22 protein-coding genes are annotated in these 25080 nt (G+C 68.6%); 6 read left to right on the forward strand and 16 right to left on the reverse strand.

From position 1 onward, the window contains the following. The first annotated feature begins 4 nt into the window (after positions 1-4). The gene (locus SK571_RS27685) at positions 5-1348 is read left to right on the forward strand and encodes a YibE/F family protein (RefSeq protein ID WP_319987084.1); all 1344 of its coding nucleotides are present in this window, start codon (positions 5-7) and stop codon (positions 1346-1348) included. On the opposite strand, the gene SK571_RS27690 is transcribed toward SK571_RS27685, so the two are convergent. Then, positions 1269-1622, reverse strand: coding sequence for a DUF1304 domain-containing protein (locus SK571_RS27690; RefSeq protein ID WP_319987018.1), 354 nt, complete (start codon positions 1620-1622; stop codon positions 1269-1271). The two genes, SK571_RS27685 and SK571_RS27690, sit on opposite strands and share 80 nt — an antisense overlap. Before the next feature lie 46 nt (positions 1623-1668). Between SK571_RS27690 and SK571_RS27695 the strand changes: the two genes are divergently transcribed. After that, positions 1669-2505, forward strand: a complete 837-nt coding sequence (locus SK571_RS27695; protein ID WP_090072466.1) for a spermidine synthase — start codon at positions 1669-1671, stop codon at positions 2503-2505. Between the two features lie 6 nt (positions 2506-2511). On the opposite strand, the gene SK571_RS27700 is transcribed toward SK571_RS27695, so the two are convergent. From SK571_RS27700 to SK571_RS27710, 3 genes are read right to left on the reverse strand one after another with little or no spacing between them, the layout of a single operon-like run. Further along, the gene (locus SK571_RS27700) at positions 2512-3138 is read right to left on the reverse strand and encodes a hypothetical protein (RefSeq protein ID WP_319987019.1); all 627 of its coding nucleotides are present in this window, start codon (positions 3136-3138) and stop codon (positions 2512-2514) included. Continuing rightward, positions 3135-4391: a histidine--tRNA ligase gene (gene hisS, locus SK571_RS27705; RefSeq protein ID WP_319987085.1), complete on the reverse strand. Its 1257-nt coding sequence runs from the start codon at positions 4389-4391 to the stop codon at positions 3135-3137. The genes SK571_RS27700 and hisS overlap by 4 nt, the downstream gene beginning before the upstream one ends. Then, complete coding sequence (locus SK571_RS27710) at positions 4388-5101, reverse strand: MBL fold metallo-hydrolase (protein WP_266040661.1); 714 nt, start codon at positions 5099-5101, stop codon at positions 4388-4390. Before SK571_RS27710 ends, hisS begins: the two co-directional genes overlap by 4 nt. A gap of 114 nt (positions 5102-5215) precedes the next feature. Here SK571_RS27710 and SK571_RS27715 point away from each other — a divergent pair, with 114 nt between their 5' ends. After that, positions 5216-6073 (forward strand): peptidylprolyl isomerase, encoded by an 858-nt coding sequence (locus SK571_RS27715; RefSeq protein WP_266040662.1) that lies wholly within the window; start codon positions 5216-5218, stop codon positions 6071-6073. 70 nt (positions 6074-6143) lie between these two features. Here the strand turns inward: SK571_RS27715 and SK571_RS27720 are convergent, their stop codons facing one another. The 6 genes from SK571_RS27720 to SK571_RS27745 form a co-directional block, all read right to left on the reverse strand. After that, the gene (locus SK571_RS27720; RefSeq protein ID WP_406602038.1) at positions 6144-8429 is read right to left on the reverse strand and encodes a RelA/SpoT family protein; all 2286 of its coding nucleotides are present in this window, start codon (positions 8427-8429) and stop codon (positions 6144-6146) included. A 122-nt stretch (positions 8430-8551) separates the two neighbouring features. Further along, positions 8552-8728, reverse strand: a complete 177-nt coding sequence (locus SK571_RS27725; RefSeq protein WP_319987021.1) for a DUF397 domain-containing protein — start codon at positions 8726-8728, stop codon at positions 8552-8554. Then, on the reverse strand, positions 8703-9557 hold the full coding sequence (locus tag SK571_RS27730; protein ID WP_319987022.1) for a helix-turn-helix domain-containing protein: 855 nt from the start codon (positions 9555-9557) through the stop codon (positions 8703-8705). The genes SK571_RS27725 and SK571_RS27730 overlap by 26 nt, the downstream gene beginning before the upstream one ends. Positions 9558-9623: 66 nt before the next feature. Then, complete coding sequence (locus SK571_RS27735; RefSeq protein ID WP_319987023.1) at positions 9624-10817, reverse strand: HNH endonuclease signature motif containing protein; 1194 nt, start codon at positions 10815-10817, stop codon at positions 9624-9626. Positions 10818-10994: 177 nt separating this feature from the next. Continuing rightward, entirely contained in the window at positions 10995-12368 is a 1374-nt protein-coding gene (locus tag SK571_RS27740) for a hypothetical protein (RefSeq protein ID WP_319987024.1), read from the reverse strand. Next, positions 12365-17839: a hypothetical protein gene (locus SK571_RS27745; RefSeq protein WP_319987025.1), complete on the reverse strand. Its 5475-nt coding sequence runs from the start codon at positions 17837-17839 to the stop codon at positions 12365-12367. The genes SK571_RS27740 and SK571_RS27745 overlap by 4 nt, the downstream gene beginning before the upstream one ends. Before the next feature lie 513 nt (positions 17840-18352). On the opposite strand from SK571_RS27745, the gene SK571_RS27750 reads away from it, so the two are divergent. The 3 genes from SK571_RS27750 to SK571_RS27760 all read left to right on the forward strand — a co-directional run bounded on the left by SK571_RS27750 (position 18353) and on the right by SK571_RS27760 (position 19346). After that, the gene (locus tag SK571_RS27750) at positions 18353-18628 is read left to right on the forward strand and encodes a hypothetical protein (RefSeq protein ID WP_319987026.1); all 276 of its coding nucleotides are present in this window, start codon (positions 18353-18355) and stop codon (positions 18626-18628) included. A 91-nt stretch (positions 18629-18719) separates the two neighbouring features. Beyond that, positions 18720-19052 (forward strand): hypothetical protein, encoded by a 333-nt coding sequence (locus tag SK571_RS27755; RefSeq protein ID WP_319987027.1) that lies wholly within the window; start codon positions 18720-18722, stop codon positions 19050-19052. Between the two features lie 12 nt (positions 19053-19064). After that, positions 19065-19346, forward strand: coding sequence for a hypothetical protein (locus tag SK571_RS27760; RefSeq protein WP_319987028.1), 282 nt, complete (start codon positions 19065-19067; stop codon positions 19344-19346). 59 nt (positions 19347-19405) lie between these two features. On the opposite strand, the gene SK571_RS27765 is transcribed toward SK571_RS27760, so the two are convergent. The 6 genes from SK571_RS27765 to ruvA all read right to left on the reverse strand — a co-directional run bounded on the left by SK571_RS27765 (position 19406) and on the right by ruvA (position 25024). Then, positions 19406-19897 (reverse strand): adenine phosphoribosyltransferase, encoded by a 492-nt coding sequence (locus SK571_RS27765; protein WP_319987029.1) that lies wholly within the window; start codon positions 19895-19897, stop codon positions 19406-19408. 23 nt (positions 19898-19920) lie between these two features. Then, entirely contained in the window at positions 19921-21075 is a 1155-nt protein-coding gene (secF, locus tag SK571_RS27770) for a protein translocase subunit SecF (RefSeq protein ID WP_319987030.1), read from the reverse strand. 1 nt (position 21076) lies between these two features. Continuing rightward, a complete protein-coding gene (gene secD, locus SK571_RS27775; protein WP_319987031.1) occupies positions 21077-22864 on the reverse strand; it encodes a protein translocase subunit SecD in 1788 nt (595 codons plus the stop codon). A 130-nt stretch (positions 22865-22994) separates the two neighbouring features. Next, on the reverse strand, positions 22995-23339 hold the full coding sequence (yajC, locus tag SK571_RS27780; protein WP_319987032.1) for a preprotein translocase subunit YajC: 345 nt from the start codon (positions 23337-23339) through the stop codon (positions 22995-22997). A 93-nt stretch (positions 23340-23432) separates the two neighbouring features. After that, on the reverse strand, positions 23433-24446 hold the full coding sequence (gene ruvB / locus SK571_RS27785; protein ID WP_319987033.1) for a Holliday junction branch migration DNA helicase RuvB: 1014 nt from the start codon (positions 24444-24446) through the stop codon (positions 23433-23435). Continuing rightward, complete coding sequence (gene ruvA, locus SK571_RS27790; RefSeq protein ID WP_319987034.1) at positions 24443-25024, reverse strand: Holliday junction branch migration protein RuvA; 582 nt, start codon at positions 25022-25024, stop codon at positions 24443-24445. The genes ruvB and ruvA overlap by 4 nt, the downstream gene beginning before the upstream one ends. Between the last annotated feature and the right edge of the window lie 56 nt (positions 25025-25080).

Here is a 25080-nt window from a genome sequence, read left to right on the forward strand (position 1 = left end):
GCGCATGTTGCTGATGTGGCTGCTGGTGCCGTTGGCGCTGGCCACCGTCGTCGGCGCGGCACTGCTGTACCCGTTCGGGCACGAGCAGAAGACCGGCGCGGAGATCGGCCTGCACCAGACGCCGGTCGAGGCCGTCGTCACCGGCGTGGCCGCGAACTGCGGTGAGAAGTGCGTCGCGGTGACCGTGCGGATGACCGATGGTGCCGCGAGCGGGCAGAGCGTCACGATCCCGAGTGTGAAGGGTCCCGGAGCGCCGAGCTTCCAGGTCGGCGACGAGGTGGTGCTGTCCTACGCGGGCAGCCAGCCGCAGGCCGCCGAGTCGTACCAGATCGTCGACTTCCAGCGCGGCTGGTCACTCGCCGTGCTGGCACTGCTGTTCGCGGCCGCCGTGCTGCTGCTCGGCCGATGGCAGGGGCTCGCCGCCCTGGGCGCGTTGCTGCTGAGCTTCGTGGTGCTGGTGCTGTTCGTGATGCCGTCGATCCTCGCGGGCGAGAACCCGTTGATGGTCGCGGTGGTCGGCGCCGGGCTGATCATGTTCATGGTGCTGTACCTGACGCACGGCATATCGGCGCGCACGTCGACAGCGGTCCTCGGAACGCTGGTCAGCCTCGCGCTGATCGGCGTGCTGGGCGCGTTGTTCTCGGCCGTGTCGAAGCTGACCGGCCTGGACGAGGACACGACGAACCTCGTCACGCTCCTCGGCACCGACATCGACACCCGCGGACTGCTGCTCGCGGGCACGTTGATCGGCGCGCTGGGCGTGCTGGACGACGTGACGGTCACGCAGACCAGCGCGGTGTGGGAGCTTCGCCGGGCCAACGACAAGCTGACGTGGCGCGAGCTCTTCGCGGCGGGTTCGCGGATCGGGCGCGACCACATGTCGTCCGTCGTGAACACGCTCGTGATGGCCTACGCGGGCGCCGCGCTGCCGTTGCTGCTGGCGATCTCGCTGGCCGGGCGGTCGATGGGCGAGATCCTGACGGCGCAGCAGATCGCGCAGGAGATCGTCCGCACGCTCGTGGGCAGCATCGGCCTGGTGGCGGCGATCCCGGTGACCACCGCCCTGGCCGCCCTGGTCGCGGTACGCCAGGAGGTCGCCCCCATCGCCCAGCCCGTGTCACAGCCGGACCCCGAACCCGAGCCTGAGCCCGAACCGAAGACCGTGAAGCGTGCCGCGAAGCCCGTGAAACCCGAAAAGCCACGGCCCGCGCGCATCGAGGGCGACCTCTTCACCGGCTACGACCCCGACAAGGGGCCGTGGGAACGTCCTAGTGAGCCAAGAGCACGAAGAGCAGCGTCAGCACGCCCGGCACCACCTGCACGAAGAAGATCTTCCGGCTCGCCGTGAACGTGCCGTAGACGCCCGCGACGATCACGAACACCGTGAACAGCACGGACGCGCCGAAGTCCTGGCGGATCAGCGCGTAGATCAGACCGGCGGCGAGGAACCCGTTGTAGAGACCCTGGTTCGCCGCGAGGGCCTTCGACTCCTGCGCGAACTCGGGCGTGAGGCCGAACGCCTTCTGGCCGCGCGGCGTCGTCCAGAGGAACATCTCCAGCACCACGATGTAGAGGTGGATCAACGCCACGAGGGCGAGCAGTACGTTGGCGATGACCTGCACTTGGGTTCCTCCTCAGAGCTGACACACGCGATGAGACAATAGAGCAGTGGGAAGACAGCGGCCCGACACAGAGGCGATCACCGAGTCGATCGACTCCGGCGTCGCCGAACTGGTCCCCGATCTCGGTGGACGGAACTCCTGGACGTTGCGGGTCAACGGAACCCCACAGTCGCATGTGGACCTCGACGACCCGACCTACCTGGAGTTCGAGTACGTCCGCCGGCTGGGTCACATCGTCGATCTCACCGCGCCTTCGCGTGTGCTCCACCTCGGTGGTGGCGCTCTCACGCTAGCGCGCTACGTGGCCGATCTACTCCCTCGGGCGTCTCAGCAGGTGGCCGAGATCGACGCGGGGCTGATCGCGTTCATCCGCCGCGAACTCCCGCCACCCCCACGGGTGAAGATCACCACAGGCGACGCCCGCGCCGTGCTCGTCAAAGCACGCCCCGGCTCGTTCGACCTGATCATCACCGACTGCTTCGCCGGAGCCCGCACACCCGCGCACCTGACGTCGGTCGAGTTCGTGGAGCAGGCGTCGGCCGCGCTCGCCGGCGACGGCATCTACGCGGCGAACATCGGCGACGGCAACGGCCTGCAGTTCGCCCGCGCCCAGTGCGCGACCGTGCGCTCGGTGTTCGAACACGTCTGCGTGATGGCCGAACCGGGCGTGTTCCGCGGCAGGCGCTTCGGCAACTTCGTGATCATGGCGTCGCACAACGGCCTGCCCATGCAGCAGCTGACCCGCGCGACGGCCGGAGACCCGTTCCCCGGCCGGGTGGAGCACGGGACGGGGCTGACGAAGTTCATCGGCGGCGCACCGGTCACCACCGATGCGACCGCGACCCTCTCCCCCGCCCCGCCCTCGGGCCTCTGGGGCACCTGAGCCGGTTCAGTCCAGCGACGTGACGAACTTCGAGACGGCGTCCGGATGGAGCTTCTGCGCCATCCGCCCGGCCGGCGCCAGCGAGCCGAGCCGGTACAGCGGCCGTTCCGCCGCCGCCATGCCGCGCGCCTCGGCGCGCAGCTGAGCGACGAGCAGCTCCGAGAACACCAGCCCCGGCGTGTCCCCGCGTGCGGCCAGCGCGTCAGCGAGCCGGCGGAGCTGGTAGACGCCCAGCTCGCGGCCGCCCGTTCCCGCGTACATCGACAGGGCGATGTTGATCGCCTTCTTGCCGCCGCGCACGAACAGGCCGACGGTCCGGGCGCCGCGCAGGTCCGTGACCAGCAGGTCCAGGGCGTCGGCGACCGCCAGGTCGACCTTGCGCGTGCCGAACGCCCGCACGTACACGGTCGTGCCCTCCAGCCACACCGTGCGGCGCGCCTCGGACATGGCCAGCAGGATCACCGGCACCGACACGATCGCCCCGGCGATGACGCCGGGCCAGCGGCCACCGATCAGACCCACGATCGCGCCGAAGGCGAGGGCGACCATGATGCCGCCGATCGCCACCATGCGCGCTCGCTTGCGGACCGTCGCCTTGTCGAGCAGGTCGAGAACGAGCTTGTCGTCGCTCACAGCGCCTTCCGCACCTCTTCGACCACGTCCGCCAGCGGCACGGTGACCTGCTCGCCGGTCGCGAGGGTCTTGACCCCGATGTTGCCGGCCTCCAGGTCGCGCTCACCGAGCACCAGCGCCAGCCTCGCGCCCGACTTGTCGGCGGCCTTGAAGCCCGCCTTCATCGAACGGCCGCCGTAGACCAGGTCGGTCCGGACGCCCGCGGCACGCAGCTCACCGGCGATCGCGACCAGGCGCGCCCGCGCGGCCTCGCCCAGCGGCACGCCGATCACGTCGACCCGGCTGAACTCCGGCAGCACGCCCTCGGCCTGCGCCGCGAGCAGCGCCCGGTCGACGCCGAGACCGAAGCCGACACCGGACAGCTCCTGACCGCCGAGCTGCGCCATCAGGCCGTCGTAGCGACCGCCGCCGCCGATGCCCGACTGGGCACCGAGGCCGTCGTGGACGAACTCGAACGTCGTCTTCGTGTAGTAGTCGAGACCGCGGACCATGCGCGGATTCTCGACGAACTTCACGCCCAGCTCGGTCAAGTACCCCTTGACGAGCTCGTAGTGCTCACGGCACGCGTCGCACAGGTGGTCCACCATCAGCGGTGCCTCGGCGACCAGCGCGCGCACCTCGGGGCGCTTGTCGTCCAGCACGCGCAGCGGGTTCAGCTCGGCCCGCTTCCGCGTCGCCTCGTCGAGCGGCAGCTTCGCGAGGAACTCCTGCAGCAGCGCGCGGTACGCGGGACGGCAGTTCGCGTCGCCCAGCGACGTGAGCTCCAGCCGGTAGCCGGTGAGGCCGATCGCGCGGAACCCCGCGTCGCCGACGGCGATGACCTCGGCGTCCAGGGCCGGGTCGTCGATGCCGATCGCCTCGATGCCGACCTGGTGGAACTGCCGGTACCGGCCGGCCTGCGGCGCCTCGGCGCGGAAGAACTGGCCCGCGTAGTAGAGCTTCGCCGGCAACGAGCCGCGGTCGAGGCTGTGCTCGATCACGGCCCGCATCACGCCCGCGGTGCCCTCGGGGCGCAGGGTGATGGAGCGGTCACCGCGGTCGAGGAAGGTGTACATCTCCTTCGTCACGACGTCGGTCGACTCGCCGACACCGCGCGAGAACAACGCCGTGTCCTCGAAGACGGGCAGCTCGATGTAGCCGTAGCCCGCGAGCTCGGCGGCACGGGTCAGCGTCGACCGGACGTGCGCGAACGCGGCGGACGTCGGCGGGATGTAGTCGGGAACGCCTTTGGGTGCGGAAAACACGTTTCTCAGAGTCCTCGGTGCGGGGCGGCCGGCGCGTCGTTCGTCTGAACGGCGTCCTGCAGTTGGAGCAGGTACGGGTTCGTCGCTCGTTCGCGGCCTATGGTCGTCGTCGGGCCGTGGCCGGGCAGCACCACCGTGTCGTCGGGCAAGGTCATGACCTTGTTCTGCAGAGACGACAGCATTCGTGAGTGGTCACCGCCGGGCAGGTCGGTGCGTCCGATGGAACCGGCGAAGAGCGTGTCACCCGAGATCACCAGGCGACCGCCTTCCTGCACACCGGATCGGAACATCACCGACCCGCCGGTATGGCCCGGCGTGTGGTCGACGGTGATCTGCAGACCGGCGAGGTCGAGCGCGGCGCCGTCGGCCAGCTCGCGGACCTCGGACGGCTCCCGCATCTCCAGGTTGCCCCCGAAGAACGCGGCGGACTCGCGGCTGATGCCCTTCAACGGGTCGGCGAGCATCTCCACGTCATCGGGGTGGATGTACGCGGGGATGTCGTTGCCGTCGCAGACGGGGGTGACGGAGAACGTGTGGTCGAAGTGCCCGTGCGTGAGCAGCACGGCGACAGGTGCGAGACGGTGCTGGCGCAGGGCCTGCTCGATCGGCTCGACCGCGTCCTGACCGGGATCGATGATCACGCAGGGCTCGCCCTCACCGGCCGCCAGGACGAAGCAGTTCGCCTGGAGCGCACCAGTCGGGAACCCGATCACGAGCACGAAAATGACCTCCCTGTTCAACGACAGCCTAACCACCACACAAAGCTCATATGCCCAGGCCCTAGACTCCCGAGCCGACCGCCCTATTCGCATGAGTCCCTGGGGAGGGAGCACGTGCCCACCAACGAGCAGCGACGCGCGGCAGCCAAGCGCAAGCTTGAGCGTCAGATGGTCTACCGCCACGAGCGGGCCAAGAAGCGTCGTATCATCGCCGTCGTCTCGACGGTCGTCGTTGTTGCGCTCGTCGGAGGTGGCGTGTGGTTCCTCGCGACTAACGACGTCTTCGGGAATGGTGACGCCGCCGCGTCGGAGACTCCCACCCAGGAGTCGGTGGACAAGGCGGAGAACATCCCCACCGCGATGCACCAGATCGCGAAGCGCCCCACGGCGCTTCCGGCGAAGGTGAATTGTGAATACACGAAGGGCCAGGAGCCGGCGGCCAAGGAGAACACTCCTCCCGCGAACGGCGAGCAGCCCACCACCGGCACGGTCGGCGTCACGCTCGGCACCTCCATCGGTGACCTGAAGCTGAACCTGGACCGCTCGCTCGCGCCGTGCACCGTCCACAACTTCGTGGAGCTGGCGAAGCAGAAGTACTTCGACAACACGACCTGCCACCGCCTCACCGTGACCGGCATCCAGGTGCTGCAGTGCGGCGACCCCGGCGGCAACGGCATGGGCGGCCCCGGCTACTCGTTCAAGGACGAGGTCTACCCGGAGCTCACCTACGGCCGCGGCGTGCTCGCCATGGCGAACTCGGGCCCGGACACCAACGGCTCGCAGTTCTTCATCGTCTACGGCGACGCCTCGAACCTGCAGGCGAAGTACAACGTCTTCGGCACGGTCGACGAGGAGTCGCTGAAGAAGGTCGACGAGGTCGCCAAGACCGGCACGATCTCCCAGCAGCCCGGCCAGGGCGACGGCAAGCCGAAGACCCCGGTCGACATCAAGTCGGCACTGGTCGCGAACTAGTCGCCACCCGCACCTGAAAGGGGCCCCGGAGCAACTCGCTCCGGGGCCCCTTTCGTGCGACTTGCCCCGGTTACGAGGCCGACGTCACGCGGTACACGTCGTAGACGCCCTCAATGCCGCGCACGGCCTTCAGTACGTGGCCGAGGTGCTTCGGGTCGCCCATCTCGAACGAGAACCGGCTGACGGCCACCCTGTCGCGCGACGTCGTCACCGACGCCGACAGGATGTTCACGCGCTCGTCGGCCAGCACCTTCGTGACGTCCGAGAGCAGCCGGTGCCGGTCGAGCGCCTCCACCTGGATGGCGACCAGGAAGACGCTGGAGGACGACGGCGCCCACTCGACGTCGAGGAGCCGTTCCGGCGACTTCAGCAGCTCCTCCGCGTTCGTGCAGTCGGTGCGGTGCACCGACACGCCGCCACCGCGCGTGACGAAGCCGAGGATGTCGTCGCCCGGCACCGGAGTGCAGCAACGGGCGAGCTTGACCCACACGTCGCCCGCGTCCTTGACGATCACGCCCGCGTCGCCGGTGGGGCGGCGCCGGGTGACCGTGGACGGGGTGGCGCGGTCGGCCAGCTCCTCCTCGGCGTGGTCGACACCGCCGAGCTGCGCGACGAGCCGTTGCACGACGTGGCGGGCCGAGGTGTGCCCCTCGCCGACCGCCGCGTACAACGCGCTCATGTCCGGGTAGTGCAGTTCCTTCGCGAGGGCCTGCATCGAGTCGACGCTGACCAGGCGCTGGATCGGAAGCCCGACACGCCGGACCTCCTTGGTGATCGCGTCCTTGCCCTGCTCGATCGCCTCTTCCTTGCGCTCCTTGGCGAACCACTGCTTGATCTTCGCCTTGGCGCGCGGGGACGCCACGAAGCTCAGCCAGTCGCGGGACGGGCCCGCACCCTCCGCCTTGGAGGTGAAGATCTCGACGACCTCACCGTTCTCGAGCTTGCGCTCCAGAGCGACGAGACGACCGTTCACACGGGCGCCGATGCAGCGGTGACCGACCTCGGTGTGCACCGAGTAGGCGAAGTCGACAGGCGTGGAGCCCGTCGGCAACGTCTCGACGTCACCCTTGGGGGTGAACACGAAGATCTCGCGCGCGGCGAGGTCCCAGCGCAGCCCCTCGAGGAACTCACCGGGGTCCGCGGCTTCCCGCTGCCAGTCGAGGAGCTGACGCATCCACGCCATCTCGTCGATCTCGACGGACTTGCCGTTGTGCGTGCCCTTGGTCTCCTTGTAGCGCCAGTGCGCCGCGATGCCGTACTCGGCCCTCTGGTGCATCTCCTGGGTGCGGATCTGCACTTCCAGGGGCTTGCCGTCGGGACCGATGACGGTCGTGTGCAGCGACTGGTACACGCCGAACCGGGGCTGCGCGATGTAGTCCTTGAACCGCCCCGGCATGGGCTGCCAGGCGGCGTGCACGACGCCCATCGCCGCGTAGCAGTCACGCACCTCGTCCACGAGGATCCGGACGCCCACGAGGTCGTGGATGTCGTCGAAGTCCCGGCCGCGGACGATCATCTTCTGGTTGATCGAGTAGTAGTGCTTCGGCCTGCCCTCGACCTTCGCGACGATCCGCGCGCTCTCCAGCTGGGTGTTCAGCTCGGAGACGACGGACCTCAGGTACGTGTCGCGACTCGGCGCGCGCTTCGCGACCAGGCGCACGATCTCGTCGTACTTCTTGGGCTGCAGGATCGCGAACGCGAGGTCCTCCAGCTCCCACTTGACCGTCGCCATGCCCAGCCGGTGGGCGAGCGGCGCGAGCACCTCGAGCGTTTCACGGGCCTTGCGGGCCTGCTTCTCCGGCGGCAGGAACCGCATGGTGCGCATGTTGTGCAGCCGGTCGGCGAGCTTGATGACCAGGACCCGCGGGTCCTTCGCCATCGCGATGACCATCTTGCGAATGGTCTCGGCCTCGGCCGCTGCCCCCAGCTTGACCTTGTCGAGCTTCGTGACCCCGTCGACCAGCCGGGCGACTTCTTCTCCGAAGTCCTCCTTGAGCTGGTTGAGCGAGTAGTCGGTGTCTTCCACGGTGTCGTGCAGCAGCGCTGCCACCAGCGTCGTGGTGTCCATGCCCAGCTCGGCGAGGATGGTCGCCACGGCGAGCGGATGCGTGATGTACGGGTCGCCGGACTTGCGGCGCTGCGGGCGGTGCTTCTCCTCGGCAACGTCGTACGCGTGCTGCAGAAGCGCCAGATCGGCCTTGGGATGGAGGTCACGGTGCACGGCGGCGAGAGGTTCGAGGACCTGCTTCACCGGGGCCGCACGTTGGGCGGTGATACGCCGCGCAAGGCGGGCGCGCACACGCCGGGTCGCCGACGGTTGAACAACCGTCGCAGCGGGTTCGGTGTCTTGACTCAACCCCACGCTCCTCGGGTCTCGCGAGTACCGAGGATAACGCGTTTACGATGGGGAAACTTCCGATGGCGCGCTGAGCGGCACAGCTCACACGGTGAACGCCGCGCAAACTACCGCTGGGCCGATCAGGCGACGCTCACCACGAACGCCCGCCAGGCGGAGACGGAGAACGCCAGGACGTCACCGCCGGCGGCCTTCGAATCACGCACGAGAGCGTCCCCGGCGAGCGACACCTCGACGCACGAACCGCTCGCCGTGTCACCGCTGTAGGAGCTCTTACGCCAAGTCCGCTCGGCCGCCATGAGAGTCCTCTCGCAGTCTGCCGACGTAGTTCGCCAGCAGGCTCCGCGATTCTCCCTCATCCAATGCGCGGGCATCCAACCACTTGAAGAACTCTCGACTGTTCGCGATGGCCTTGCCGTCGTGGGCGAATACCTGAGCCACATCCGTTTCGCTGTACGCCAACGGCGTGTGCTTCTCGAAGCTGAACAGCATGCGCGCCGATCTCGTCGCGATGGCCGCGCCCGCCGACATGGGCACGATGCGGAGGATGTGCGTGTGGAAGAGCATGCGCAGGTACTGCTCCTCCATGATCCGCACATCGCCCACAAGCATCCGCAAGGCGAGTTCGTGCACGTAGAAGAGACAGTCCGGGCGATCGGGCCGCTTCATGATTGCCTGCCGGTCGACCCGATGCTGAACGTACGTCTCGACGTCCTCCGGCGCGGTGTGCCCACCCTCGGTGAACAACGCTCGCGCGTACTCCGGGATCTGAATCAGGCCCGGCACTGTCAGACCGTCGAAGCTGGTGATCTTCTTGGCCGTCGCTTCTGCCATGGCGATCGTGCGCAGGTTGTCCGAGACCTGCAGGACATACGGGTCGAACGCGTAGCGGTAGCGCTCTCGGAACGCCTCGAAGTGGTTGCTGTCGCGGCCGCACGTCATCAGGTACTGGACGAGGTCGATCTCGCTCGCGCGCGCCTTGCCCTTCTCGATGTTGGAGACCTTGCTCGGGTCCCAGCCGAGTTGTTCCGCGAAGGCGTGGCCGGTCAGGCCGGTGAACTTCTCGCGGAGGCGGCGCAGTTCGTCGCCCAGGTCGCGGCTGTAGGCGGTGGAGGTGATCGCAGTCATTCGTCCGACGGTAGGCATTGGCCCTCCTCCACGAACCAGCTCGTTCGGATGAAAACGGGTGCGCTGCTAGGCGACGTGGCGGCCGGTCCGGAGCCTGGTGTTGGTTCTCGGAACGCGGGCGGGGTCGAGCCATGCCGGCGGGATGAAGGTCGGGGTTCCATCGTGGAGCTGCACCTCCCAGTCGCTCTGGTGGATCAAGGTGTGGTGGTGGCGGCACAGCAGGGCCGCGTTGCCGACCGACGTCTCGCCGCCCTCCGACCAGAATCTGACGTGGTGGGCGTCGCAGTGCTTCGGCGGGCGGTCGCAGCCGGGGAAGGTGCAGCCCTGGTCTCTGGCGACCAGCAGGCGGCGGATGGCCGCGGGGAAGGTTCTGGTCTTGCGGCCTACGTCCATCGGTTCGGAGCGGCCGCCCATGACCACCGGGATCACGCCCGCGTTGCAGGCGAGGCGGCGGACCAGAGGGGCGGGGACGCGGACTCGGTTGTCGAGCACGCCCAAGCCCGTCTGGGCGGCCAGGTCGGCGTACGCCATCGTCAGGGTGAGGGTCACCGGCTCGCCGCCGTGCTCGGGGAGGCCGTCGGCGCGCAGCGCGAGGTCGATCAGGTCGGCGAAGGCGTCGCCCTCGCGTTCGGCCCGCAAGCGGGCGTCAGGGCCTTCTTCCGGAGTGGTCGGGCGGGGTGCGGCCAGCGGGTCGATCAGCGCCTCGAACTTCGCGCCGGTGATCTTGTCGAGCCTCGCCCACACCTCAAGTTGCTCGCCCTTCCACTCCATGCGCAGCCGGTTGGCCGGCTGCTCCGCCCAGGGTTCGCCCGGCTCCTCGTCGCGCTGGTAGAGCCGGTACGCCAGCTCCCTGCCGAACGCACGCACCGCGCTGGGCTCGTGCGCCAGGGCGAACTCGACCACAGACCGTTCGGCCTCGGGCGGCAACTCCTTCATCACCTCGGCCACCGCCGAGATGTGGTCGCCGGAGAGAGCACCCTCCGCCACAGCGGCGGCGGTGACCGGGAGCTCCAGCAGCGGGCCGGACAGGACCTCGGCGCGGGCGACCCACTGACGGGCGGTCCTCAGGTCCCAGCGCACGGCGTGGCGCAGCACGTGCGCCACATTCCTGTACCCCAGCTCGGCGGCGGCCCCGCGGCGGGACAATTCAGCGATCTTCCGCATCATGCGATTCTCAAGAACGCGAATTTCCGCCACGTCTCCGACGACTGCGGCAAGCAGCTCGTCGGTGGACAGAAGACGGAGTTCCGGTTCGCTCATGCGTTCGACCATACCGCGCGATCGCAGCGGACCAGCACGTCAGCGCAGACACATTCGGGTGAACAGCACAGGCGAAGTTTCCATAGGAGCCGTTAGCGCACAACGCGCACATGAGCACCCACGCACGCAACAAACAAAAAGAAATCAATGCCGATTAAGTCCAATATCCCCAGGGATTCACCAAAGTGTTTCGGGCATCACCGCTGCGAGGCGATCGATTTCGTCATCGCTCAGCGGGTGCAGGTGGGCCAACGCGTTGCGGATGTCCCAGGCGCGGAACAACAGGTCGGCGTCTGCCTGCGAGAGGTGCACCTGTCTCGTGCTCACAGACCAGGCCATCGCTCCCAGCTCGACCACACCGTGCCTGTGCCGGCCGCGCCGCCGTTGCTCGTCGGCGTGGCCCTGCACCAGCGACTCGACCACCGATTTAGAGACTCGAGCCCGCAGCACCTTCTCCAGATGTGCACGACATCCGTCGACCATCGGCATGAGCGCCCGGCTTTGGCCGCGCCAGACGAGTGTGTCGAGATCGACCTGGTTCGAGGTCAGCACCTTGGCCGCGGGACTGATCCGTAGGCGCCCGTCCCACCGGTCCACCACTCCCCTGCGCCACGCACGTCTGAGCGCTTGTGGCGGGCGGGCACCTCCCGTCCGGCCGGCGATCTCCGCGGGTACCAGGTCGTCGGCTGTGTCGTGCGGCAGTGCCGTGACCTGGTCGGCGAGCGTCGCGACCCTGCCGTCCCACGACTGGGCGAGGTGCTCTGCCAGAAGCAGGTCAGGGCCTGCGACCTCGACCAGCACCTCGGCCGCGACGTGTTCTCGAAGGGTGGTCACCCTCCCCTTGCTGGTCTGCCAGGGCGACCCTCTACGAACCTCCGCAGCGACCGTCGCCGTGTCGAGCCTCCCGTACACGTCCCACCACCAGTGCACCCTCGTAGTGACCTGGTCGACCCGCTCCTGCACGGACGTCGGCACGTCGTCCTCACGAACCACCATCAGGAGCCGGGGCCTCTCCGCCGGCGGAATCCCGTGTTCCTTCACAAGTGCGGTGAAACGGCCCACGCACGCGCCTAGGTCCGCCGAGTCCCAGCCGTCCCAGCCGCACAGCACGATCACCTTGCCGGTCATGTGGTCGCCGGTGACCAGCTGAACCAGTGGGTCACCCTCCTCAGAGATGCGAAACGCCTCGCACAACCGGTCCACGACCGTCTCCTCCGGCCGGTCGACCGCCGCCGGCGACACGTGCGGAACGTCGTCGAACTCGATCGGGCCGAACGTGTCCCGCGCCCACTCCGGAAGCGCCGTCGTCGCTGGGCTCTCCCAGTGGGGAGTCTCCAGGACGACGACCCGGCGGCTGGACAACGGCCGCACCCGGACGCCGCAGGACCGCAGACCGAGCACCTGCACGAGCTCGTCGGCCGTGCCTCGCTCGACGAGCTCGTCCGGGAACACCAGAACGCAGCTGAGCCCGTCGTCGAGATCGCGCACAACGGCGTCAAGATGCCCCCGCGGGCCAGGCAACGCCGCCAGTTCCCACGTCTGCCCGGTCACGACGTGCGGTGCAACGTCGTCAGGCAGTTGTGCACGAGCCGGTCGAGGGAGACACCGAGGGGACCCTCGTCGAGGATTCCCAAGTCCGCGAGCTCTTGCAGCAAGACCGTCACCTGAACCAGGTCGGTTTCCATCGCTTCCGCGACGTCGGCGGGCGACACCGGGTCGCCGGGGTAGAAGTAGTCGACCCAGACGCTGATCCGATCACGCAGGGCCGGTCCCACCCCGGCGAGATCCAGGAAGTCGGCGGCCCACGACTGGTTTGCGGCGCTGCGCGTCACGGCCTCGATCGCCTGCCCCTGCGTCCGGCCGCGCCGGACGACCGCACTGATCGACTTCTCCACCAGCTGCGGCCAGCCCCCTGTGGCCTCGATCAGCCGCGTCCGGTCGGCGAACACGTCGAACGGGCACTCCGGCCAGCTGCGCAGGCTCCCCGCCGTCCACCTCGTCAGCCGCACCAGCTCGGTGCCGAGCTTCTCCGCCGTGTCGCGTTCCAGCACCAGCACAGCGGCCACTCCAGCGTCAGCCAGCATTTGATGCGCGCGACGGATCTCGGTCTGCTGCTTTCCCCGCAGGTCCGCGACGACGAGCAGCTGCCCCTTGCGGCGCAGGGCGGACTGCACCTCCATCGCGCTTCTGCAGACAGGTGCGTTGAGCCCGCGCACCTCGGCGTAGGCGCGCACGGCGTCCACCACTCGATCGATGCCGAGTGCGACCGAGCCGGCAACGACCGACACCCCCGCGGTCGGGTTGGTGAGATCCGACAGCTGCCCGTCGGTGAGAGGGCTCCTGAGGTCGGTGCCCGTGTCGTCGACCAGGAGCAACCTGCGCGCATCCCGCGGGTTGTACTGGTAGGGCAGATCGAAGTCGGTCTCGAGCAGCTCCCGTTCGAGGTCCGTCTTGGTACCGAGCATGTTGACCACGTTCGGGCTGCGCACCGCAAACCGGTCCTGCCCTGACAACCTGATGAGCAGGCCGAGGCCGACCATCTCGTCGAGGTGGATGCCGGTCTGCTTGACTGTCATGTCGTTGAACCCGGCGGGCCAGTAGACCTGAGCCTGTTCCAGGAGTTCGTCCGCTCCGTAGTCGGCGCCGAAGGAGTCGTTGAGGCTCTCCAGGGCGATGATCAGCATCAGGACCCGGTAGCGGTCCTCAAGGTTGATCGTGATGCGGAGGCGTTCAGCGATCCGCGCGCGGACCCGGTTGTTCGCCGCGACGGCTTCGACGTCGTTCTCACTGATCCGCACCGGCAGGTCCTGGACGTGGGAAGCCCGGTTGTGCAACGTCCTCACGAGTTCCTCGCAGAAGATCTGGATGAGGCTGGCCTGGTAGTTCGTCGCGGCGAGCAAGCGCCACACCAGCTCGGGCTGTTCGAACGCGTATCCCAGCGCCGCCAATGGTTCCGCCACGAGCCTGCGCGCGTCCGCGGCGTCCAGCGGACCCACCAGGACGTCGGGCCCACCGTGCACGAGCGGTACGTTCGACAGGTGCCCGAAGCGCTGGACCTGGTGCAGACCGGCGAACACGACCTTGAACCGCCGGTCCGTGGACTCCATGAGTTCCTTGAGCCGCAACACGTTCGGGAAGGTCGCGACGCCGCCCGCCGTCGGCACGCCGCGCGAGTCCGCGGTGAGGAACGCATCAGCCTCGTCCGCCAGCAGCAGCAACCGCTTGCCGGGGTTGTTGTTGAGCCACGTGCGGATCTGGGTGACCACGTCGTCGGCGGAGACGTCACTGGCGATCTTCGATTGCAGGAGGCCGCGTTCCTTGAGCTCGACGACGAGCTCGCGCCAGATCCGCCCGGCGGGCTCGGCCTCGCCGATGCCCCGGCCCTTCAGGTCGAGGTAGACCGCGTGCTGGTCCTCCACCGAGTTGAAGGTGGCCTCGACCCTGCGCAGCAGCGCCGACTTGCCGAGCTGACGCCCGCCGTAGATGAACAGGCCGCCGTGCGCGTCGACGACTTCGGCCATCTCCTTTGCCCGCCCCACGAACACCTCGGGTGGTACCAGTCCGGCGACGAAGGGCGTGTATGGGTTGAACGCGGTCCACGGCAACGTGACCCGTTGCGTAGCTCGCCACGAACCCGGCGCCGTGGCGGCGACCCAGCCGAAGACCGCGGGGTCCACCACCAGTGCCTGTGCCGGTGAGCCGACGGCCTGTGCGGCGAGCTGGCGCCGTGCGGCCAGGTCCATCGGGTGCAGGTAGAGGATGATGTTGGCGCGTCCCGATTCCTCCTGGCCCAGAACGTCGTCGAGAACGGACCGGCCGCGGCGCTCCTCGACGACCACCGTAACGTTGTACTCGGTCGCCGCCGAGCCGAGCGCCGAGACGTAGGAACCGTCGCTGGGCACGCCCTGCACGCGGAACTTGCGGAATCCGCGCCGTTGCCGCGGCTGGTGGTCACGCGGCCTAGAGCCGGAGTTCAGGCCGAGCACTCGCAGGATGTCCCTCACCGCGCCCGGCATCTTGTCGCCGCTGTGCTGACGGGTGTCGGTGAGCGAGTCCCAGGCTCGGACGCCCGCAGCACCGAGTTCGGCCAGCGCTCCACCGTTCAGGATCAGCTGGGCCCAGTGAGACGCACCGGTCTGCGGAACCGTCAGCCCGCGGGCGCCGCCCCGCGTCAGTACCTCGGCGAACATCCTGAGGTCCTGCCCGGACAGCTCCCCGTGTTCGGGCAACGGTTTGCCCTCCCTGGCGAACGCCAAGAACTCCGCTGCGGTCACCGTGTCGTCGTCGTCCAGCAGTCCGGTCACCCGTCGGCGATCGTCGTCGGCGAGGTTCAGCGCCGCGAGCTCGGCGCGGAGCTTCTCGACCCGGGAGCGCTGTTTGGCGTCGAGGTGGTCCACCAGGAGGTCGACCTGACGCAAGGCCTCGTCGAACCGGCCGTCGAACTGACCGTCCATGACCTTGCCGAGTGCCACCAAGCGACCGTTGACCGCGGTCTCCTCGTCCTGGTTCAGGAGGTTCTGCGTGCGAACCCGGGCGAACAATTCGTGCGCCTTCTTCAACTCCGAGTTGTAGCGGCGAGTGAACGACTCCCGTGCCGCCACGACCTTCTCCCGCGCGGATGCCGAAACGCGAGCGCCCCGCCAGAAGCCGTCCTGGGCTAGCTCGATCACCCGCTCTGCGCTGTGCAGGTCACCGGCCTCGCAGTAGGACCGCACCGCCGCGTCCAGGTCGAGCGGTTCCCTCAACCGGGCCAACACGGCCGACGTGCGCGGATCGTCCTGGTTCGGCCTGCCCTGTGCGTCGCGCGGCAGGTCAGGCAACGGCAGCAGCACATCGGCACTGGGCTCAGCGATTCCTGGAACTCCGCTCGCCAGTGGAGAGTCGCTCGCGCTGTACCCGGTCCACACCGGACTTGTGGTCGACTCGAGCCACTTGTGCAGCAACGACACGGCGGCACCGACCATGCCGGACGGCACGTCCGCCGCACGCGCTTCGGCGGCGGCCCTGAGCAGCTTGGCTCCCAGGGCGGCGTCGTCGGACTCGGACGCGGTCAGCCTCCTGCTCACCGCGTCGGCCTCCTGAACGAGGGCGCAGACCTCCTCGACGGAGCGACGCAGAGTGCGCAACGCCGTGGCGACGATCGGCACCCTGGACTGTTTGGGCGTCCGCATCGCCGCGTCCGCGGTCTCGATCATGCGATCGATCGCCTCCGGCGCCGCGAACTCGGTGGCGATCTCCGACACTGCCTGTCCGTTGGACGCCCCTTCGGACCACGCCAGCACAGTGGTGAGCGCGTTGGACAACGGCTGCCCGGCCACCAGGAGGCGCTGGAGCACCCTGGTCGCGCGTTGGTAGTTGGTCTTGCGCCTGGGGAGCTCCTCCAGCAGCACCGTCGCCTGCCTGCCGAGCTCGGCGCGTGCTTCGTGCACGTCCTCCTGGGGCCGCACGACACCGACTTCGAAGTCGACGCGGTACTCCCTGCGCACCGCCGCGACGCACGTCTCGACCAGCGCCCTCCAGGCCTCGGGCAGCGTCTGGTCGACGTCGATCTGCGCGATCAGAGGGTGTCCCCACCCCGCGACCAGCCCGGCGCGCAGTGCTGCCGTGGTAACGAGGACGGCCGCCTCGGTGTCGGAGCTGAGCTCCTGGGCGTCCAGGTCGAGTGCCGCCAGCACAGCGGTCGCTTCCGCGTTGCTCGTGACCGAGTAGGCGGCCGCGGCGAATCGGAGCGCAGACACGCGCCGGTCGAACTCACCCGACATCGCCGTCAACCAGTACGCCTCGCCGAGCCGGCCCTCGCGCGTCAGCTCGACCGCGAGCGGCAGGTCGCCCTCGTCCCAACCGTGGACGAACTCGTCCTGCTGCGGAAGTTCGAGCTGAGGGGCGTCGTGCCGCTCCACCTTCACCGGTGCGCTGTCCGGCACTACGGCACCCAGCTGGGGCTGGGGCTCGGGCTCGGGCTCGGGCTCGGGCTCGGGCTCGGGCTCGGGCTCGGGCTCGGGCTCGGGCTCGGGCTCGGGACCAGCCGACAGCGCCGCCTCCTCTTGCGGCACCGGCTCCGGTTCCTCCAGCACTGGTTCCGGCGTTTCCGGCAGGGGCACCTGCACGTTCAGCGCGTCCTCTGTGGACGTGAGCGCCAGGTGCTTCTCGCGCAGCACGGTCAGAGTGGCCTCCAAGCCACCCTTGGCCTCCTCCGGAACGGTGGCGAGATAGGTCTCGAGCCCCCGGATCTGTTCCGCCAGTTCGGCGATCGACTTCTCCGCGCGCTGCCGCTCTGCCTCCTGCTTCCGCAGGTCCTCCAAGCGCGCGTCAGCGTCGGCGAAGACCGCGTCCTCCGGGAGTTCCAGATCACGCACGAGCCGATCTCGCGACGCGGTGTACCGGTCGACGTCCACCGCCTGACTCGCGACGGCACCTCGTTCCACGTCGTCGGCCAGCGCACGCAGGGCGGACGACACCTCGGCGGCGAGGGTCCGTAGCTCTGTCACCCGCTGCTCGAGTCCGGTCTCGCGCTCCTCGCTGTCCGCACCAAAGGTCAAGTGAGGTTCTCCGCTCCGAATGAGATCTGACAGGGTTTTCGTTGCGGCGCCGCGAAGTGCGCCCTCCAACTCAGCGCGGCACCTCGTCGCGAGAGGCGTGGCCGTGACGTCACCAAGCAGGACGCCGAAGAGCGTCAGCGTCCCCAAGAGGCGACCGAGTGCCACGAGCATCTCGCCGAGTTGCTCGCTCGTCGGGTCGTCGATCACGGCCTCGTCGAACGACAGGCAACGCCTGAGCAGCTCGGCCGACAGCGGCAGCATCGCCACAGCGACGCGTGCCACCTGATGCGCCTGCGTCTTGGCGAGCCACGTTCGTGCCGCTCGCACCTCGCGCTTCGATGACGCCCGCCCGCCCGCAGAGCAAGAAAGCCTCGCCGCTGCGCGCAGCGGCGGGCTCAGCATCAGCACCACACCGAGGTCAGCGTCGTCGAGCGCCCTGAGCCACCCGCGCAGGTCATGGGACACGTCGGTGGTGGTCGTCACGGTAAGTAGTTCTACCCTGGGCCTGACTCCGCCTGTCAAGTGAATACTGATTCTTACCCGACCGGAGTAACAGGTCCGCCGTAAATACACCCGAACAGCGCAGCCGGAATGCGCGCTGCCAACCCAAGCCATTGGAGTTGAGCCAACAGAATCGAACACCTTCACCAGAATGAGCAGATCGCACCGCAGCCGTGGTCCGACACAGCTCAACCGCCAAAGAAACAGCTCTGAGCAGTCTCTTCCGGACGACACGTCGCCCTGTCCACATTCTGTCCTTAATTTGTCCATTGAGACGAACAGCGCCCAACAACACCACCGCCTGCTCGGCAATAAGATTTCGACCCTCACCAATGAGTGCAGCGCGCCACTAGGCCAGATGGACTCTCGACTCTCCCGAGCGCGCAAGCATCAACAATCACGGAAGGTGACTGTTTGACATCAAAGCGGAACCGTCGCCTCAGCCGGAGAGCGGCCGAGGCGAATCGACTGGGAGCGCCTGACAGACTCGCCCCCGTGAGGACTCTGATCTGGTGCGCCGCCATGACACTGGTGTGGCTGGGCACGATGGCGTACCTCGCCCTCGACGACCCCGGCTACATCGACCCGAGGTCGATCATCGGCTCGTCGGTCGGCTGGGTGGTCGCGACCACGCTGAGCTGGCTGGTGCTGCGCCGCGCGAAGGCGCCGAAGCTGTGGGAGATCGCGGTCGTGACGGCGCCCGCCTCGTTGGTCACGCTGGTGTTCGTCAGCATCGGGGCCGCCTTCGTGGCGCCGCCGCCGCTCGCCTGAACGCGACTTTTGTTCGCAATCGCCGTGACGGGTGGTCGCGGAGCTGGCATGATCGATCACTCGACGTGAACGAGGTCTGGGGGGACCGCTCATGTTTCCTGCTCCACCACCGGCCGTGCGGCGCGGCACGCCGTTCCTGCACTGCATGGCGGGTGCCGCGGTCTGGTACGTCGCCAGCATCACGGTCCAGGTCATCGTGGCGTACAGGACGGGTTACGGCGCTGGCGGGCTGCGGGGCGCGCTCGTCGGCGGTGGGATCATCTGGCTGCTCACGGCGTTGGTCACGTGGCTGATCGCGCTGAAGGTCAGGATCAAGCCGTGGGTGCTCATCTTCCTGACGCTGCCGCTCTACCTCGCGCTGTCGTTCCTCGTCGCGATGCTCTTCGTAGTCGTGGGCGTCGCGTTCCAGCTCGTGGTCCGCTGAGAGAATGGGCGCGTGCACTCACATCGGCCGATCTGGCACTGCCTGGCGTTCGCGGGCATCTGGTACGCCGCGATCGTCCTGCTCAACCTCGTCACCAACGGGGGCGACGAGGGTGCCCGCGCGGCCTTGCTCGGGGTGGTGCCGTGGCTCGGTGCCTCCGCCGCCCTGACGCGCGTCGGGCACGGTGACATGAAGGCCTGGCAGCTGATCGTGCTGGGACTGCCGATCTTCTTCTTCCTGTGGGCGATCACCGTCGTGGTCGCCTACCGGTTCGTCGTGCCGGTCACGGGCTGACCCCTGTACGAGAAAGGGGGACGAGGCATCCGCCCCGTCCCCCTTCACCGCTTAGAACGTCACACGGTCATCAGTGCCTGCACGTCACGGCCCGCGAGGCGCGAACGGCCACCGAGAGCCTGGATCTCCAGCACCACCGACACACCGGTCACGATGCCGCCGGCCCGTTCGACGAGCGTGCACGCGGCTTCGGCGGTGCCGCCCGTGGCGAGCACGTCGTCCACCACGACCACGCGCTGGCCCGGCTGGATGGCGTCCGCGGGAAGCTCCAGCGACGCCTCGCCGTACTCGAGCGCGTAGGACACCGAGTCGGCGACGACCGGGAGCTTGCCCGGCTTGCGCAGCGGCACGACGCCGTAGCGCCAGCCGTAGCCCAGGGCAGCACCCAGGAGGAAGCCGCGCGACTCGATGGCGGCGATCACCTGGGTGCTGTCGTCGATCTTGTCCTGAAGGGCGTCGACCACGGCGCGCAGGGCGTCGGGGTCGGCGAGAACCGGCGTGAAGTCCCGGAAGACGACCCCCGGCTGGGGGAAGTCCGGGACTTCACGCATCAGTCCCAGAGCACGATCCAGTTTCAACGCTGACGCTTTCCGGTCGGACGGCGGCGGGCGTCGCCTGCCTTGGCGGTGCGGTGGGGCACCGACGCGGCGGCGGCGTACGCCTCCTCCTTGCGCAGGTCGGCGGCGAGCGCCTCGTCGTCCACCGACTCGACGCCCTCGGCGACCTGCGGGCCCGCGGCCTTGGCGCGGCGGGTGGCCACGCGCCTGGCCTGCGCGATGTACTTCGGGTCGCGCATCTTCAGGTCCACCAGCACCGGGGTGGCGAGGAAGATCGAGGACAGGGCGCCGATGAACATGCCGACGAGCTGCACGAGCGCCAGGTCCTGCAGGGTGCCGACGCCCAGGATGCCGACGCCGACGACCAGCAGGCCGATGACCGGGAGCAGCGCGATCAGCGAGGTGTTGATCGAGCGCATCAGGGTCTGGTTCAGCGCCAGGTTCGCCGCCTCGGCGTACGTGCGGCGGGTCAGGCCCAGCAGGCCTCGGGTGTTCTCCTTGACCTTGTCGAACACGACGACCGTGTCGTACAGGGAGAAGCCGAGGATGGTGAGCAGACCGATCACCGTCGCCGGCGTCACCTCGAAGCCGATGAGCGAGTACACGCCCGCGGTGATGATGACGTCGTGGAACACGGCGACGAGCGCGCCGACGGCCATCTGCCACTCGAAGTAGAGCACCAGGAAGATGGTCACCGCGATGAAGAACCAGACCAGGGCCCACAGGGCCTTGCCGCTGATCTCACCGCCCCAGGACGCGGAGACGGCGCTGTCGGAGATCGCTCCCGCACCGCCCTGCGGCTGGGTGTCCTGCGCCAGCCCCGCCTTCAGGGTCGCGACCTCCGCGATGCTCAGCGCGGGCGACTTGAGCTGGATCGTCGCGCTGGCGCCGGAACCGACGGCCTGCACGGCGTTCGGCTTCTTGCCGGGCAGTGCCTTCGCGTAGGCGTCCTCGACGGCTCCCGTCGTGATGGCCTGGCCACTGACCGACACGGACGGCATCGAGATCTTGGTGCCGCCCTTGAAGTCGATGCCGAAGTTGAAGCCGTTGAACACCATCGAGCCGATGCAGATCAGCAGGATGATGGCGGAGGTGATGTACCAGCGGGTGCGCTTGCCGACGATGTCGAAGGCGCCGTTGCCCACGTAAAGGCGCGAGAACACGCTGCTCACGTCAGGCCTCCTTCACGGCGGTGGTCTTGCCGGTCGTGGTCGCGCGGTGCGCGGCACCCTCGCGGGCGGCACCACCCAGACCCGACAGGCTCGAGTTGGTCAGGAACTTGGACTTCGACGCCATCGCGACCAGCGGGTGCGTCACGAGGAACACGACCACGAGGTCGAGGACCGTCGACATGCCCAGGGTGAACGCGAAGCCCTTCACCTGGCCGACCGCGATGATGTACAGCACGGCGGCGGCGATGAAGCTGACCGCGTCGGCGGAGAGGATCGTGCGGCGGGAACGAACCCACGCACGCGGCACGGCCGAGCGGAACGTGCGGCCCTCACGCACTTCGTCCTTCAGTCGTTCGAAGAAGACGATGAACGAGTCCGCGGTGATACCGATCGCGACGATGAACCCGGCGATACCGGCCAGGTCGAGCGTGAAGCCGATGACGCGGCCGAGCAGGACCAGCACCGCGTAGATGACGACCGCGGACAGGGCCAGCGACAGGATCGTCAGGATGCCGAGGAGGCGGTAGTAGAACATGCAGTAGACGAAGACCAGCGCGAGGCCGATGCCGCCGGCGATGAGACCCGCCTTGAGCGACTGCAGGCCGAGCGTCGGGGAGACCGTCTGCGCCTCGGACGCGTCGAAGGACAGCGGCAGAGCGCCGTACTTCAGCGTGTTCGCGAGGTTCTGGGCTTCCTTCAGCGTGAACTTGCCGCTGATCTCGGTGGAACCACCCGAGATGGCCGACTGGATGGTCGGCGCGGACATGACCTCGCCGTCGAGCACGACCGCGACGGCCTGCTGGACGTTGGCCGCGGTGAACGCACCCCACTTGGTGCCGCCCTCGGACTTGAAGTCGAGGTTGACGACGTAGCCGGTGCCGTTCGGGTTGTTGTTGGCCGCGGCGTTGCTGATGTCCTCACCGGTCAGGCGGGAGTAGTTCGAGTAGTCGTCGGCCTTGGTCTGGGTGTCCTCCTTGGGAGGGTTGACCGGGGCCAGCGTGTACTTGAACTCGCCCTTCTCGTCACAGGTGACGAGAGGCTTGTCCAGGTCGTCGTTGCCGCGCAGCGGGTCGGCCTTGGTGCAGTCGAGCAGGAGCGCGGCCTGCTGCAGGATCTGCGGGTCCGTGGACTGGCGGAGCGCCTTCGCCTCCTGGATCTCCTTCGCGACCCTGGGGTCGACGTTGGAGGGGGCGGCCGGCGTGCTCGGTGCCGCGCTGCTCGACGGCGCGGTGCTGCTCGACGGCGGCGTGCTGGAGGGCTGCGCGGCCAGGTTCGGCGCGGGACGGCCCTGCGGGGCACCACTCGACGGCGGCGGGCTGCCGGCGCTCTGGCTCGGCGGCGTCGACGGAGGCGTGCTCGCGTCACCGGACGGCGGCGTGCTCGACTGGGTCTGCGGCGCGGCGCCTGCCGGCACCGGCTGGCCGATGACCTTGCGGAACGCGAGGCGAGCGGTCTGGCCGAGGCCCTTCGCGCCTTCGCTGTCCGCGCCCGGGACCGTGATCACCAGGTTGTTGCCGTCTCGCACGACCTCGGCACCGGAGACGCCGAGACCGTTCACGCGGACCTCGATGAGGTCACGTGCCCGGTTGAGCGCTTCCTCGCTCGGCTGTGCGCCGTCTTCCTGCCGAGCCGTCAGGGTGACGAGCGTGCCGCCCTGGAGGTCGATTCCGAGCTTGGGTTTGGCCGAACCGTTCCCGGTCAAGAACACCAGGGCGTAGAGCGCGACCACGATGAGGACAAAACTCGCCAAATACTTCGCAGGGCGAATTTGCCCGGCCGGAGGTGCCACGATCCGTCCGTCTCCTAGTAGCGATGGTTTCCGAGCGCGCAGCGTAACGCGCGCCGCGTGAGCTGCGCGTCACTACCTGGAGTTGGCGGTGTTCACAGTTGCCAACTCCAGGTGTCACGGCATTAGTTCTTTACTTCTTGGCGTTGTGGTCCAAGGGCTCGGCGACCTGTGCGGTGGTCACCTCGGCCTCGTCGTCGTCCGCCTTGTCCTCGATCACGGCCTCGTCGGTCTCCGCGACCTTCTCGCGGATCGCGGCGCGCAGCCAGCGGGTGACGACGCCCTCGGAGATCTCGATGTCGATGGTGGTTTCGTGGCTCGCGTCGGCGACGGTGCCGTACAGGCCCGACGTCGTCATCACCTTGTCGCCGGGTGCGAGCGAGTTCTGCAGAGCCTGCTGCTCGGCCATCGCCCGCTTCTGCTTGCGGGCGCTGAGGAACAGCGGCACCGCCAGCAGAACCAGAAGCAACGGGAACATCAAAGAGCCAAGGTTGCCCATCATTCTCCGATCAAGTGGACATGCCTCGACGCACGTCCGATATGTCCAGGTGCTTTCACCGATTGTGCCAGGTCACCACAGTTGATCACCGGCGGGCGGTTCCAGTCCCAGGTGGTACCACGCGGCGGGTGTCGCCACTCTGCCGCGCGGTGTCCGGGCCAGCATGCCAGCCCGCACCAAATACGGTTCGCACACCTCTTCCACGGTGGTCGGTTCCTCACCGACGGCGACCGCGAGGGTGGAGACGCCGACCGGGCCGCCGTTGAAGGTCTTGACCAGGGCGTTCAGCACGGCACGGTCGAGCCGGTCGAGGCCGAGCTGGTCGACGTCGTAGACCTCCAGCGCCTGCTTGGCGATGTCCTCCGTGACCCTGCCGTCGGCCCTGACCTCGGCGAAGTCGCGGACGCGGCGCAGCAGCCGGTTCGCGATGCGGGGCGTGCCCCTGGACCGGCCGGCGATCTCGATGGCGGCGTCCACGGCGATGTCGACGCCGAGGATCTTCGCGCTGCGCTTCACGATGAGGTCGAGCTCGTCGGCGCTGTAGAACTCCATGTGGCCGGTGAAGCCGAAGCGGTCGCGCAGCGGACCGGTCAGGGCACCGGACCTCGTGGTGGCTCCGACCAGCGTGAACGGCGCGATGTCGAGCGGGATGCTGGTCGCGCCGGGGCCCTTGCCGACCACGACGTCGACGCGGAAGTCCTCCATCGCGAGGTAGAGCATCTCCTCGGCGGGGCGGGCCATGCGGTGGATCTCGTCGATGAACAGCACGTCGCCCTCGACCAGGTTGGACAGCATCGCGGCGAGGTCGCCGGCGCGTTCCAGGGCCGGGCCGCTGGTGATGCGGATGGCCGCGTTGAGCTCCTTCGCGATGATCATGGCGAGGGAGGTCTTGCCCAGGCCCGGCGGGCCGCTGAGCAGGACGTGGTCCGGGGCCGTGCCGCGGCGCATGGCGCCGTGCAGGACGAGTTCGAGCTGCTCGCGGACGCGCTGCTGGCCGACGAACTCGTGCAGGTCGGCCGGGCGCAGGCTGGTCTCGAGGTCGCGCTCGGCGGGCGCGACGTACGGGCTGAGCTCGTCCTCGGTCACTTGCGCCCCAGGGTCGCGAGCGCACGGCGCAGGACGGCGGACGTGGACTGGTCGGGGTTCGCGGCGAGGACGGCGTCGACCGTGGCCTCCGCGGACTTGGCCGGGAAGCCGAGGCCGAGGAGCGCCTCGACGACGTGGTCGCGCGTCTGGCTGTGCGCGGGCGTCGTGGGCGTGGGCAGCTGGCCGACCTTGTCGCGCAGCTCGATGATGAGGCGTTCGGCGCCCTTCTTGCCGATGCCGGGGACCTGCGTGAGGACGGTGATGTTGCCTTCGGCGAGCGCGTGGCGGAGCTTGTCCGGTTCGAGGACGGCGAGGGTGGCCAGCGCGATCCGCGGGCCGATGCCGCTGACGGTCTGGAGCAGGCTGAACAGCTCGCGGGCCTCGGCGTCGGCGAACCCGAACAGGGTGAGGCTGTCCTCGCGGACGATCAGGGTGGTGGCGAGGCTCGCCTCCTCGCCGCGGCGCAGGGTGGCGAGCGTGGTCGGGGTCATCTGGACGGCGAACCCGACGCCGCCCACCTCGACGACGGCGTGGTCGAGGCCGACGTGCTGCACCTGGCCGCGCAGTGACGAGATCACCTGTGTCCTCCGGACTTCACGCTCACGCAGGCGTCCCCTCGCGAAGTGGACCCCTT

The organism is Lentzea kristufekii (assembly GCF_033949925.1).
In the GTDB taxonomy this organism is placed as follows: Bacteria; Actinomycetota; Actinomycetes; order Mycobacteriales; family Pseudonocardiaceae; genus Lentzea; species Lentzea kristufekii.

Excerpts from the sequence above, each read along its gene's own strand:
- SK571_RS27735 (WP_319987023.1), bottom strand. The coding sequence starts at position 10,817 with ATGAGCGAACCGGAACTCCGTCTTCTGTCCACCGACGAGCTGCTTGCC.
- SK571_RS27730 (WP_319987022.1), bottom strand. The coding sequence starts at position 9,557 with ATGACTGCGATCACCTCCACCGCCTACAGCCGCGACCTGGGCGACGAA.
- yajC (WP_319987032.1), bottom strand. The coding sequence starts at position 23,339 with ATGTTCCCGTTGCTTCTGGTTCTGCTGGCGGTGCCGCTGTTCCTCAGC.
- SK571_RS27725 (WP_319987021.1), bottom strand. The coding sequence starts at position 8,728 with ATGGCGGCCGAGCGGACTTGGCGTAAGAGCTCCTACAGCGGTGACACG.
- SK571_RS27765 (WP_319987029.1), bottom strand. The coding sequence starts at position 19,897 with ATGCGTGAAGTCCCGGACTTCCCCCAGCCGGGGGTCGTCTTCCGGGAC.
- SK571_RS27685 (WP_319987084.1), top strand. The coding sequence starts at position 5 with ATGTTGCTGATGTGGCTGCTGGTGCCGTTGGCGCTGGCCACCGTCGTC.
- SK571_RS27755 (WP_319987027.1), top strand. The coding sequence starts at position 18,720 with ATGTTTCCTGCTCCACCACCGGCCGTGCGGCGCGGCACGCCGTTCCTG.